This is a genomic window from Halomonas meridiana (genome assembly GCF_009846525.1).
Taxonomy (GTDB): Bacteria; Pseudomonadota; Gammaproteobacteria; order Pseudomonadales; family Halomonadaceae; genus Vreelandella.
Genome location: NZ_CP024621.1, coordinates 3,226,440 through 3,239,779, shown reverse-complemented (window position 1 = coordinate 3,239,779; position 13,340 = coordinate 3,226,440). Strand labels below are relative to the sequence as shown.

The 13,340-nt window shown below is 58.1% G+C and carries 8 protein-coding genes and 1 pseudogene; 5 read left to right on the top strand and 4 right to left on the bottom strand.

Annotated elements, in window-relative coordinates; all coding sequences use genetic code 11:
• Positions 1 to 42: 42 nt before the first annotated feature.
• Entirely contained in the window at positions 43 to 546 is a 504-nt protein-coding gene (locus CTT34_RS15400; protein WP_159343214.1) for a ferritin-like domain-containing protein, read from the top strand.
• 153 nt (positions 547 to 699) lie between these two features.
• On the opposite strand, the gene CTT34_RS15395 is transcribed toward CTT34_RS15400, so the two are convergent.
• Together CTT34_RS15395 and CTT34_RS15390 are read right to left on the bottom strand one after the other, a co-directional pair.
• The gene (locus tag CTT34_RS15395) at positions 700 to 2,724 is read right to left on the bottom strand and encodes a CocE/NonD family hydrolase (RefSeq protein WP_159343213.1); all 2,025 of its coding nucleotides are present in this window, start codon (positions 2,722 to 2,724) and stop codon (positions 700 to 702) included.
• Between the two features lie 10 nt (positions 2,725 to 2,734).
• Positions 2,735 to 4,027 carry an ATP-grasp domain-containing protein gene (locus CTT34_RS15390; protein ID WP_159343212.1) on the bottom strand — a complete coding sequence of 431 codons (1,293 nt, stop codon included), beginning with the start codon at positions 4,025 to 4,027 and terminating at the stop codon, positions 2,735 to 2,737.
• A 428-nt stretch (positions 4,028 to 4,455) separates the two neighbouring features.
• Here CTT34_RS15390 and CTT34_RS15385 point away from each other — a divergent pair, with 428 nt between their 5' ends.
• The 3 genes from CTT34_RS15385 (at position 4,456) to CTT34_RS15375 (ending at position 7,358) form a co-directional block, all read left to right on the top strand.
• The gene (locus CTT34_RS15385) at positions 4,456 to 5,259 is read left to right on the top strand and encodes a Crp/Fnr family transcriptional regulator (RefSeq protein WP_159343211.1); all 804 of its coding nucleotides are present in this window, start codon (positions 4,456 to 4,458) and stop codon (positions 5,257 to 5,259) included.
• A 322-nt stretch (positions 5,260 to 5,581) separates the two neighbouring features.
• Positions 5,582 to 6,565: an ectoine hydroxylase gene (thpD, locus tag CTT34_RS15380; protein ID WP_159343210.1), complete on the top strand. Its 984-nt coding sequence runs from the start codon at positions 5,582 to 5,584 to the stop codon at positions 6,563 to 6,565.
• A 127-nt stretch (positions 6,566 to 6,692) separates the two neighbouring features.
• On the top strand, positions 6,693 to 7,358 hold the full coding sequence (locus CTT34_RS15375) for a fumarylacetoacetate hydrolase family protein (RefSeq protein WP_159343209.1): 666 nt from the start codon (positions 6,693 to 6,695) through the stop codon (positions 7,356 to 7,358).
• An 81-nt stretch (positions 7,359 to 7,439) separates the two neighbouring features.
• Here the strand turns inward: CTT34_RS15375 and speA are convergent.
• A pseudogene (gene speA, locus CTT34_RS15370) lies at positions 7,440 to 9,361 on the bottom strand (biosynthetic arginine decarboxylase).
• Positions 9,358 to 10,317, bottom strand: coding sequence for a homoserine kinase (locus CTT34_RS15365; protein ID WP_159343208.1), 960 nt, complete (start codon positions 10,315 to 10,317; stop codon positions 9,358 to 9,360). The pseudogene speA and the gene CTT34_RS15365 overlap by 4 nt, the downstream one beginning before the upstream one ends.
• A gap of 173 nt (positions 10,318 to 10,490) precedes the next feature.
• Between CTT34_RS15365 and polA the strand changes: the two genes are divergently transcribed.
• Positions 10,491 to 13,256, top strand: a complete 2,766-nt coding sequence (gene polA, locus CTT34_RS15360; RefSeq protein ID WP_159343207.1) for a DNA polymerase I — start codon at positions 10,491 to 10,493, stop codon at positions 13,254 to 13,256.
• Positions 13,257 to 13,340: the final 84 nt, after the last annotated feature.

Below are 13,340 nucleotides of genomic sequence, written 5' to 3'. Positions count from 1 at the left end.
GAGCGATTTACCCACGCCGTGAATGAACAAGGAGAGCGCACGATGGAAGCCAAGTATTTGGAAGATTGGTTACGCGATGCTCATGCGATGGAAAAGCAGGCGGAAGAGATGTTGAAAGCGCAGGCGAAACGAATCGAGCACTACCCGACGCTGCGCGCCCGCATTGATCAGCATCTTCATGAGACCGAGCATCAGGCTGAAAAGCTGGAGCGGTTGATGAATGAGCTGGGGATCGACACCTCTGCCGTCAAAGACATGGGCGGTAAGCTGACGGCCTTTGGCCAGTCGCTGGGTGGCATGATGGCAGGCGATGAGGTGGTCAAGGGCGGTATTGCGAGCTATGCCTTCGAATGCTTTGAGATTGCCAACTACAAGGCGCTGATTGCGGCGGCCGAGCAGGCCAATCAGCCAGAGGTGGTGCGTGTGTGCCGTGAGATTCTGCAAGAGGAGCAGGCCATGGCGGACTGGTTGGATCAGCATCTGGACGATACTACCCGCACCTTCCTGGCACGCGCGGACGACAACGACGTGCAGGCCAAGAAGTAACCACGAGCGTCGCTATACGGAGCGCGTCACCTAGCCACGCCCTTTTCCCCGGTAGCCCTGACCGGGGTTTTTTGCGCCCATTAAACACCGCCCCTGACGTATCGCAACGTGGGGCGGTGATGGTGCGTGTAGCCCTCGGGCTGGCGGGGATGATTACAGATGATCGCGAGGAATCTTCGACGACCAGTTCTTGGAAAAGACCCGGTAGGCGTTTTCGTAGGCGTCTAGCTGGGCGTGGACCAGAAAGTGACGCGCGGTGCAGGTCAGCACCGTGCGGGTATACACCTCAGTGTCCCAACGGCCGCGCTTGAAGTGGCTCTCGGTGAGCGTCTCGCCACGGGCGGAGGTGAAGTCATCGGTCACGGTGCTGTAGTACTCCCGTGCGCTGCGGTGAATCTCGGTGCCCGTATCGTCGATGCGAAAGCATCCTTGGTCGTTGATGACTTCTAGCGTAGAGCGTTTGGTGGCCAAGTCGCGGTGCAACAACCAGTTATGCTGGCTGGGCGCAAGCGTGGTGATGGACAGCGGTTTGGCCGCTTGGGGTGGTTCAAAGGTAACGGTGTTGTCATCATCGGTGGCGGTGCGCACGGGTAGGTGGAGCGTGCAGTTGTCCAGGGTGAGATCGACCTGGGCGGGCGCGGGCGACAGCCACGCCAATGGCCAGTAGGAGGTCGAGATCGACAGGCGAAGCTGATGCCCCTTGGGAAAGCGTTGGGCAATGCCGTTCATGGAGATCTGCACTGTGTACCGTTGGCCTGGCACTAGGTCGCTGGGGTACTCATCGCTCTCTCGATGGGTGAGGTTGAGTAGCCCGTAGGTGACACGGGTGGCTTTTCCATCCGGCGCTACGTCAGAAAGGCGCACCGCTAGCATCGCCTGAGGTTGATCGCAGGAAACCGTTAGCGACAGCGTCGCCACGCCGAAGATGTCCAGCGCTTCCTCTAGGGGGGCGCTGCTGAATACCAGCGAGCCGCCATCCTCTTCACGCTGGTCGCCGGGAAGATCGGGCGTCGCAGCATAAGAGCACCATTTGCCCGCCGACATGCCCACGCTGATGGGTGATTGCAGGCCGAGGGTGGGCGGCGCGGTATGACGGGAGCGTGGCTCGAGGGTCAAGCGGTTGGGCTGAAGGTAGTAGCGCTGCGTTTGAATCCGTGGCGAAGGCCACTGATCTTCACTCAGCCAGCGCCCTGGCCGGTCGGCGTAGCTGTTATCCGGTGGGACGCTATCCTGCTGCCAGACGCGCAGCATCGGCTCCTCCATGATGCCGTTCTCCTTACCTTTCAGCCAGTAATCCCACCAGCGCAGCGCCTCCTGTAAAAAACCGATGGCCGGGCCGGGAATCCCTTGGTGGGGATATTTATGCCCCCAAGGGCCAATCAGCCCTTTGCGCGGTACCGCCAGATGCTCCATCAAGCGCAACACGGTATTGGTGAACCCATCGGCCCAACCGCCGATGGCATACACGGGGCACTGAATCGCCCCGTAGTGTTCGCCCACCGAGCTAGTGGACCAGTACGCATCGCGGCGCTGGTGACGCAGCCACTGGTCGATCCATAGTCCACTGTGCTCCATACGGTCGAACCACATCTCCCGCCAGCGCTCCCCTACGATCTCTGGATCGGGAGGAAGCGCATTGAACGCGAACATCACGGTCGCCTCGGACAGGTTGTCTCCCAAAAGGCAGCCGCCCATGTAGTGCATGTTGTCGGCATAGAGGTCGTCGCTCGAGCACAGGCTGATGATCGCCTTGAGGGCAGGAGGCTGTTTGGCCGCCACTTGCAGGCTATTAAAGCCGCCCCAGGAAATCCCCATCATACCGACGTGGCCATCGCACCAGGGCTGCTCGGCCAGCCAAGCGATGGCATCCACGGCATCCTGCTGCTCTTGTTGGGTATACTCGTCGGTGAGCACACCGTCGGAATCGCCGCTGCCGCGCATATCCACCCGCACACACACATAGCCGTGGCCTGCTAGGTAGGGGTGGTTGCTGGCATCGCGGCCCCGTGTTACGTCGCGCTTACGATAAGGAATGTACTCCATGATGGCGGGGAACGGCGTGGCGTCAGGGGTGACGGGGAGCCACACCCTGGCCGCTAGCTGTTGTCCATCGCGCATGGGGATGAACAGGTTTTCGATCTCACGGATGGGGTAGGGGAAATCGTCAACGATCTCCATGTTGGTCTCCTTACGCATCGATGGGCTCGATGTCGAAGTTGAGAACATCGAGGCAGTACTGGTAGTTCTGCTCGATCTCCTCGTGGGTGTTGCCGGTGACGTAGAGCGTGCCTAGGCGATAGCAGAAACTATCTTGGTGCATCAGGTGGCTGAGCTGCTGGCCAGGTTCGACATCGATCACGACATCGGTATGTGGCAAGCGCGCCTTGAGCGCGGCGATCTCTGCCTGGCTGGGAATGCGTTTGACCACGCCATCGCGGTGGGCAAAGGGGATGAAGCACTTGGCAGCAATGGGCGCGACCCCCTGACGGTTGAGCAGCGATGGCCGCTGACCCAGGGCAATATCCACGGCGATTTCATGATTCGACATGCCATCGACCAAGACGAAAATCTCACTATGAGATTGCGAAATGCGCGTATTGACTTCGATGAGCCAGAGCTTTTCTCGCGCCTCGTCCCACATGAATTCCACGTTGAAACAGCCGTTGTTGTAGCCAATATGGGCTAGGAAGGTTTTGGCGGTTTCCACCATTTTGTGGTGAACGTGCTCAGGCAGGTTGCTGGGATACTCCAGGCGATCAAAGAGGGCAATGGAGTTCTCGGCTTTAGGTTGGGAAATAATGCCGTGAATATTAAATTCGCCATTAAACACCGAGCCTTCCGGGGCGCCTTGCACACCGCTAATGATCTCTTCGGCGATACACGCATTGCCATCTAAGTGAATAATCTCCTCGGGCACGTCTATATAAGCAAGTGCTTCATTAAAGGCATCGCCAAGTTGACGGATGCCCGCGCGTATTTCCTTAATGGCCTGTTCGAAGTGTAAGGACGACTCAATCTTGAATCCTAAATGAGAAGAGAACGCCTTCACTGGTTTCAGCCAAAATGGATAATCGAGCGTTACCTGGGAGAGTGGGTCCTCCGCAAAAGGGTCGATGCCGCAAAACTTGGGGACCACGTCGGGCACGACCTTTTGCTGTTCTAAACGGCTCAAATACTTATGTTCGCATTTTAAAACGCTGGTGATTGAGGGGGAGGGGAGGTGGTGGTGCTGACAGAGAATCGGCACGATGACGCTCGTGGGAAAGTCCCACTGTGCAATGATCGCATCGACGGTGCCGGGGTAAGCGGTGAGTTGTTCGTTGGCTAGTGACAGCAGATGATTAAAAGAGACGTTATCTGACTCTACGGCAGTGCTGACGTCTAGTAATCCATGTATCTCCAAGTCCTTGCGCTCTCTCAGTGTTTGCATGGCGCGTGTTTGCTTATCTTCTAAAGCAATGACGAAAACGTTGCGTTTCATGTGCGACTCCCTGAATGGTTGAGTGGGCTATCGATCCCTATAACCCCAGACTGGAGCCTATGAAAGACGTTTTTTACTTTCCAGTATTTAGGTGTTTAAAGTGGCGATAATTAATGTATATCACGAGAATACTTGATAAGATTCACCCATGAATGTATCTCTAGGTTTTTTTGTTCTTTATTTTGTTAAGGTCGATAGTTGATATAAGATTAGCGTCAAGCGGCCGACGAGAATGAGGTGTCGATAGTTTAACAAATGTTAATAATCAATGTTTTGCTGGCTTTTATGGTGGCGTGCTATAGAAACTGTCTTGTTTAGTTATTTACATTTGTCTATATTTCTGTCGCGTTATCTTCCTTTCTATATATCAGTATTATAACTGGTTCCTGGTGAGTATAGCGTTTGTCTAACTACAAAGGAGTGTAGAGATGAATAAGATTACTGCAGAAGAGTATAAGCAAGTGGAAGATGGAAATCGCAAAGGTTTACACGGCATCGACGGTGATGACAGCTCTTGTATAGATATTGTCGGTGTCTTGAATCTATATGGTGAATTAGGGGTCGAGGCTCGGGAGTCGTTGGCCCATATCAAGCACAAACCGGTGGAGCTGCGGCGCAATCAAAAGGTGTTTTCGCTCTGCGAAGGGCGCGCTGACATTTTTGTCGTGAAAGAGGGATGGTTGAGCCTGTCTCACGCCACCAGTACCCGCGGTCAAGACATCTGCAATGTCTTCATGCCCGGTGATATTATCGGCATGCGAGAGAGCTTTTTCGAAAGTCACGATATCGTGATCGTTTCATTGACGCACTGCAAACTCGAAAAAGTATCGGTGGATGATTTGCACGACCTGTTTAAACACCATGAGGAAATACGAAAAGCGATTACGTCGTATGTCATGGTGAACGATAATATTACTATCGAGCGGTTAAGAAGTTGTACGCATCATCGGTCGGAAGAGCGCGTGGCACACTTTCTTCTTGAAGTGCATGCGCGCTTTGACTTTAAAGGTCTGCTAACCAGTAATGTGTTTTCGTTCCCGGTCACGCAAGATGTCGTAGGAGAGTTATTAGGAATGACGAGTGTGCATGTCAGCCGTTGTATGACTGCGTTAGAGCAGAAAAAACTGATACGCAAAACACGCAATATTGTGAAGTTGTTAAAGCCTGAAGAGATGGTGCGCAATACCGGATTTGATCGGGATTTTATTTACGGGCATTTGTGCCTTGGTTAGCACACCGTAGAGTTAAAATAACCAGAGTGGCGCTTGAAAAGGCTATTCTGGTTTTTTTAGGTCGACTGTTTGATGGCGGCTGCCACGATAGGTGTATTTAGTAAGAGTTAAAGTTATAAGAAATAGCGATAATTTATAAACGTATTTTGCAGCAGCGACTGGGCGCATTGTAAGATGCCCACGAATAAATGTCATAACCCACGTTATGAAAGGAGACATCCTAGGTTGCAAGCGCAGAGGGGTTGGCTACCCTATCTACTGCGCTGTGTTTCTAAATGAGACACGTTTTAACTGAAGTTTAATCATACAAGGAGTGGATTAGATGACAGTCAGCAATACACCGCTAAAGAACGTAACCGCCCACAAACAGTACAGCGAGATGGCCGATGTGCCCACGGCGGGCAATGCCAAGGTGGCGGATGCCTATCCCACACGCCTTGCCCAAGCGCCTGAATCACTCACCCAGCCCCGCCAGGATGGTGTCGTAAAAGGGCGTACGTTGCCAGGGCCATTGAGTCAAGCTCAGCTCGACGAGTTCGAACGCAACGGGTATCTGTTCATCCCCAATCTGATCGAGGGCGAGGAGCTGGAAGCGCTGCGCCAGGAGATGAACGCGCTGTTGAGTAACGACGCCTACCGGGACAAGGCGTTCAGCATCACCGAGCCCGAAAGCCATGAAATTCGCTCGCTGTTTGCCGTGCATCAGCTCTCTGAACGCTTGGGGGCATTGGCCAGCGACGAACGCGTGGCCGGCGCGGCCCGGCAGATCATCGGCGACGATCCCTACGTGCATCAGTCGCGTATCAACTACAAGCCGGGCTTTGCCGGTAAAGGCTTCAACTGGCACTCGGACTTCGAGACGTGGCACGCCGAAGACGGCATGCCGAACATGCACGCCGTCAGCGCTTCGCTGATCTTGACCGACAATCACGAGTTCAATGGCCCGCTAATGCTGATCCCTGGCTCGCATATGGAATTCGTGCCCTGCCTGGGAGAAACCCCGGAGGATAACCATAAACACTCGTTGAAAGCCCAGGAGGTGGGCGTTCCTAGCCCGGAAGCGTTGACCCATCTGGTCGACAAGTACGGGATCGAGGCCCCGAAGGGCAAGGCGGGCGGGCTGCTACTGTTCGACTGCAACACGTTGCATGCCTCCAACGCGAACCTGTCGCCAGACCCGCGCAGCAACGTGTTCTTTGTGTTCAACCGGCCCGATAACCGCTGCGTCGCGCCGTTTGCCGCGCCGAAACAGCGTCCCTCGTTCTTGGCGCATGGCCCCGAGGAGCGCGGGTACCCCGAGGCTTAAGCGTCTCAAACGTCGACGCCGAGTGGAAATGCGCGGATGACACTGTGGAACATGGGCATGGCTGGGGTAGACTAATGCGCCTGTCGTTGCGAATGCGGCACGCATAATGAGAAGGAGAAGACCCGCCATGCGTTTTGTTCCACAGTTTACCGATGGTCAGGAGTTTCCCCACGCGCTGGGCAAGGTCGTCTGTGTCGGCCGCAACTATGCCGACCACGCCAAAGAGTTGGATAACCCGGTTCCCAGCGAGCCGCTGCTGTTCATCAAACCCGGCACTAGCGTCGTGGATTTAACCAAGCCGCTCGACCCGCCGTTTTCGCGGGGAGATGTGCATTACGAAGTCGAGCTGGCGCTGCTGGTGGGGGAGTGTCTGACCCACGCCACGCAGGATGAAGCCGAGCGTGCCATTGCCGGTATTGGCTTGGCAATGGATCTCACCCTGCGCGATGTGCAAACCAAGCTAAAAGAGAAAGGCCACCCTTGGGAAATTGCCAAGGCCTTTGATGGCGCTTGCCCGCTGTCGCCTTTTTTGCCGCTGAGCCGCGTGCCTAACTGGAACGCGCTGGCTTTCACCTTGGAAATCGACGGGGAAGAGCGTCAGCACGGCGAAGGGGCGGACATGATTTTTGCCATTCCCACGCTGGTGGCGGAGATGAGTCGTCACTTCACCCTGGAGCCAGGCGACGTGATTTTGACCGGAACGCCAGCCGGCGTTGGCGAGCTACCCCGTGGGGCCTCGCTGCGTTTGACACTCACTGGCGGTCTGGAGATCGTCACCAGCGTCGTCGAGTAAGGCAGCTGAGCTGCTCGCTAGTGACGCAAAAGCCACCGAGATACTCGGTGGCTTTTTTTATCGCCGGACGTGCCGGTGGGGTTACTCCAGGTAGGTGTAGCCCTCGAGCCCCTCGGTCAGGCTGGCAGCAAAGTGCGCCTGCTCTTCAGGGGAGAAGCCGCTGGTGACCAACTGCTCGGTGAGTTTCTGTTTCAACACGCGGGCGTCGAAGTTCACGTACGCCAGCACGTTGGCTACCGTGTCCCCCGCCTGCGGGTTAGAGAGCACCCACTCGCCGTCCGCGCCGAGCGCCGCATCGACGGAATCGGTGTCGCCGAACAAGTTGTGCAGGTCACCCAGGATCTCTTGGTACGCCCCCACCAGGAAGAAGCCCAGCCAGCGCTCGTCCTCGTTGGCCCACTCGGGCAGCGGTAGGGTGCTTTCCACCCCTTGGCCATCCACGTAGCTATCGATCCGGCCATCGGAGTCGCAGGTGATGTCTTGAATCACCGCGCGACGGGTCGGCGCTTTGTCCAGCCCGGTGAGCGGGAGCACCGGGAAAATCTGTTCGATGCCCCACACGTCCGGCACCGACTGGAACAGCGAGAAGTTTACGAAAAGCTTATCCGCCAGCTTTTCGGCCAACTCGTCCATGATTTCCCGGTGGGCGCGGTTGCGGGTATCCAGCTTGCCGCGCAGGCGCGTGCAGGCGGCCATGTAGAGCCGCTCGCCCTCGGCGCGGGCATTGATGTCGCTCAGCCCCAGAACGAAACGGTCGTGTAACTCGCTGACCGCTTGCAACAGGTCGTGCCATGCCTCGACCAGCACCCGGGTTCTTGGGTATCGGCCAGCTGCTCGAACACCCGCCATAGCTCTTCTACCTGCGGGTCTTCTTCCTGGGGCGCGCGCTCGGGGGGCGTGTCGTTGACGCGCTCTTCACCAATCACGTTGGTGATCAGCACCGCGTGGTGGGCCGTCAGCGAGCGGCCGGATTCGCTGATCAGGTGCGGCTGGGGCAGATCGGCTTCTTGGCAGAGCTGGGAGAAGGCGCTGACGACGTTGCGGGCGTACTCCTGCATGGAGTAGTTGGCCGAACAGTAGCTGCGCGAGCGAGTGCCTTCGTAGTCGATGCCCAATCCGCCACCTACGTCGACGGTGTCGATGGGCGCGCCCAGGCTCATCAGGTTTTGATAGAAGCGCGCGCACTCCCGCAGGCCGCGCTGAATGTCGCGGATGTTGGCGATTTGCGACCCCAGGTGGAAGTGCACGAGCTGCAGGCTGGCCAGGGCATCTTCGGCGCGCAGGGTGTCGACCACTTCCAAAATCTGGCTAGCGGTGAGACCGAATTTCGATTTCTCACCGCCGGTGTTCTGCCACTTCCCTTTACCCACCGAGGCCAGCCGTGCCCGCAGGCCAATGCGCGGCGTCACGTCCAGCTCGCGAGCCTCTTCGAGAATCAGCGCCAGCTCGGAGAGTTTCTCCACCACCAGATACACTTTGTGGCCGAGCTTCTCGCCCAGTAGTGCTAGGCGCACGTACTCGCGATCTTTATAGCCATTGCACACGATCAGTGACGAGCCGCCATCCGACAGCGCCAGCACCGCCAGCAGCTCCGGCTTGCTACCGGCTTCCAGGCCGACGCGGCCGTTACCGCGCTCGGAGGTCGCCAGAATCTCTTCCACGACGCGGCGCTGCTGGTTCACTTTGATGGGGTAAACGGCGGTATAGCCGCCCTGATAGTCCACGTCCTGCATGGCGGCATCGAAAGCACCGCAGAGCTGCTCGACGCGGTCGTGGAGAATATCGCTAAAGCGCACCAGTACCGGCAAGCGCAACCCGGCAGTTTGCAGCTGGCGCACCAGCGCGCTGATAGGCAGCGCTGGGCCTTCTGCATCGCTGCCTAGCGGACGCACCAGGGCTTGGCCGTGATCGTCGACGTCAAAGTAGCCGCTGCCCCACTGGTCCATGTTCCAAGTGCGGCGGGCACGTACGGCGGGACTGCTGGTCGTTGCCATGTCACTCATGAAGATGCCTCTGGAATGGGAAGTGCGCCCCACGCGATGCGTGCCTTGAGGATCACGCGGAAGCGTTCGGGGTCATGGGGGGTCAAGTCGTGGGCCGGCGGGTCGACATACACCACCAAAAGCCGCGACAGCCAGTAACGCAGTGCCGTCATCCGCAGCATGGTCGGCCAAAGGGTGCGCTCGGTCTCGGTGAGCGGACGACGCGCCTGGTAGGCGCTCAAGATCGCATGGTAGCGCTCGGCATTCAGCGAGCCATCCTCGTTGGAGGCCCAGTCGTTGATCACAATGGCGAGATCGAACAGCAGGTCGCCGGTGCAGCCGTTGTAAAAATCGATGATGCCGCCGAGGCTGTCGCCTTCGTACAGCGTGTTGTCACGGAACAGGTCGCCGTGCAGTGCCCCCTGGGGCAGCGCGCCATGCTGGTTGAAGGCGCTTTCGTAGTCGTCCACTTCGTTTTTCATCAGCGTTTGATCATCCGGGCTGATGTAAGTGAGCACTTTGTGGTGGACCGCCCGCAGCCAGTGCAGGTCGCGGGGATTGGGGCGGTGTCCAGGGAAGCGTTGCGACACCTTATGCAGCCGCCCCAGCGTCGTGCCCAGCGCTTGGCACTGAGCTAGATTGGGCGCGCTGGGGTGTTTGCCCGGTAGGCGCGGGAACAGCAGGGCGGGCTTGCCCGCCAAACTGTGCAGGGCAACGCCTTCACGGTCGTGAATGGTGCCCGGCACCGGCAGGCGGTGCTCGTCTAGGTAGTCGAGCAGTTCCACGAAAAACGGCAGCTCTTCGTGCTCGCCCTGTTCGAACAGGGTCAGCACCAGCTCGCGGCGGTCGGTGGTCACGAAAAACGTCGAATTCTCCGTACCGCCTGCCACACCCTGAAGCGCGACAAAGCTGCCAACATCAAATTTTTCCAAAAACGCGGCGACCTGTGCGTCGCTAAGCGGGGTGAATACTGCCATGAGGATCTCGCCCAGGTTGCTAAGCCCATTATTGTAGCGGCTTGCCGCGCGAGTTGGCAGCGTTGTGTGGCGATGCGCCTCGTGTTTTACGGCTCTTTTCTGCAGCCCCGGCGCTGAACGCGTATCATAGAGAACAGACATCCTTACCGTTTTGCTGACTATGGAATTTGGTTATGGCCCGTGCCCCAATCGTGCTCGTCGATGGCTCTTCGTACCTCTACCGCGCGTTTCATGCGCTGCCGCCGCTAACGACCTCTAACGGTCAGCCGACCGGGGCCGTGAAGGGCGTACTGAACATGCTCAAACGGCTGATGAAAGACTACCCCGATAGCCCCATGGCGGTGGTGTTCGACGCGCCAGGTAAAACCTTCCGCGATGAGCTGTACAGCGACTACAAGGCCCATCGTCCGCCCATGCCAGACGACCTGCGCAGCCAAATCAAACCGCTGCACGCCTGTGTCAAAGCCCTCGGCCTGCCGCTGCTATGCATCGAAGGGGTCGAAGCGGATGACGTAATTGGCACGTTGGCGCACCACGCCACTCAGGCTGGCCGTGACGCGGTGATCTCCACCGGCGATAAAGACATGGCCCAACTGGTGAACGGCCACATCACGCTGGTCAACACCATGAAAGAGGAAACCCTCGATGAAGCGGGCGTGGAGGAGAAGTTTGGCCTGCCCCCCGCACTGATCATCGACTTTCTCGCGCTGATGGGCGACAAGGTGGATAACATCCCCGGCGTGCCGGGGGTGGGCGAAAAAACCGCCATCGGTCTGCTGCAAGGTATGGGCGGCGGTTTGGATACGATTTATGGCGATTTAGAACGCGTGACCACCCTTGGTTTTCGTGGCGCGAAAACGCTACCCAAAAAACTGGAAGAGCACCGGGAGCAGGCGTTTCTCTCTTATCAGCTGGCCACCATCAAAACCGACTGCGACTTGCCGGTAGGATTGGATGATTTGGACATTGCCCACCCAGACCGCGAAGCGCTGGTCGAGCTGTACAAAGAGATGGAGTTCAAGCAGTGGCTCGCCGAGCTGCTGGAAGGTAACGACGAAGGCGTGGACGATGTAGCAGGCGGCGAGCCCGTCTCGGAAGCAGCCGACAGCGCGACGGAGACGGCGCCGACCGAGCGCCATGATCATGTGATTACCGAGCAGGCCGAGCTGGAGGCGTGGCTCGCACGGCTCAACGAGGCCGAACGCTTCTGCTTCGATCTGGAAACCACCAGCCTGAACTATATGGATGCCGATATCGTCGGCGTTGGGATTGCCCTAGAGGCAGGCGAGGCCGCCTATATTCCGTTGGCTCATGATTATCTGGACGCCCCGACCCAGCTGGACCGCCACACGGTTCTTCAGGCGTTGAAGCCGCTACTGGAAGATCCCACCAAGACCAAGATTGGCCAGAACCTAAAGTACGATATCTCCGTGCTCGCCAACGTGGACATTCATGTCGTGGGGCCGCTTGCGGACACCATGCTGGCCTCCTACGTGCTCAACTCCACCGCCACGCGTCACGACATGGATTCGCTGGCGTTGAAGTACCTGGGCGAGAAAACCATTTCCTTCGAAGAGATCGCAGGCAAAGGAGCCAAGCAGCTCACCTTCAACCAGATCGCCCTGGAGCAGGCGGCGCCTTACGCCTGTGAGGACGTGGACATCACCCTGCGTCTGCAAGATACCTTGCGCCCGCAGGTCGAACGGGAAGGGCGGTTGGCCGAGGTGCTCGACCGCCTCGAGCTGCCGCTGATCAACGTGCTGTCACGCATCGAGCGCAACGGCGTCGCCCTCGATGCCGAGCGCCTGCACGAACAGAGTCAGCAGCTCGAACAGCGTATCCGTGAGTTAGAGAGCAACGCTTTCGAACTGGCGGGCCGCGAGTTCAACCTGGGTTCGCCCAAGCAGTTAGGGCAAATTCTGTTCGACGAGCAGAAAATCCCGGTCATCAAGAAAACCCCGAAAGGCGCGCCGTCGACGGCGGAAGCGGTACTCGAAGAGCTGGCGCTGGACTACCCGCTGCCTAAAGTCATCATGCAGCACCGTGGGCTGGCCAAGCTGAAATCCACCTACACCGATAAGCTGCCACGCCTGCTTAACAAGACGACTGGGCGGGTTCACACCAGCTACCATCAGGCGGTCACGGCGACCGGTCGGCTGTCGTCGTCGGATCCCAATCTGCAGAACATTCCCATCCGCACCGAGGAGGGGCGCAAGATTCGCCAGGCGTTCGTGGCGCGCCCTGGCTACCGCATCGTCGCGGCGGACTACTCTCAGATCGAGCTGCGCATCATGGCGCATCTATCGGAGGACAAAGGGCTGCTGGAGGCGTTTGCCGAAGGGCGCGATATTCACACCGCGACGGCGGCGGAAGTCTTTGGCACCTCGCTGGACAAGGTCTCTGCCGACCAGCGCCGCAGTGCGAAAGCCATCAACTTTGGCTTGATCTACGGCATGAGCGCCTGGGGGCTTTCCCGCCAGCTGCACATCGACCGCAACCAGGCGCAGACCTACATTGATCGCTACTTCGACCGCTACCCCGGGGTGGCTCGCTACATGGACCGTATTCGTACCCAGGCGGCGGAGGATGGCTTTGTCGAAACCGTGATGGGGCGGCGGCTCTACCTGCCGGAGATCCACTCGCAAAACCGCAACCGCCGACAAGGCGCCGAGCGTACGGCCATCAATGCGCCCATGCAGGGCACGGCGGCGGATATCATCAAGCAGGCCATGATCGATGTAGATGCGTGGCTAGCGGAGGGGGAGTTCGACGCGCTGATGGTCATGCAGGTGCATGATGAATTGGTGTTCGAAGTGGCCGAGGCCCAGGTGGATAGTTTTATCGAGCAGGTGCAGACACGCATGCAGGCGGCGGCATCGCTCAACGTCCCGCTGATCGTAGAAGCGCAAAGCGGCGCGAATTGGGATGAAGCTCACTAACGAACGAGAGAGCACTCGCCCATAACACACAACCCCCACAGCGGTCGCTGCGGGGGTTGTGTTTAGTTCGTTACTTAAGCACCG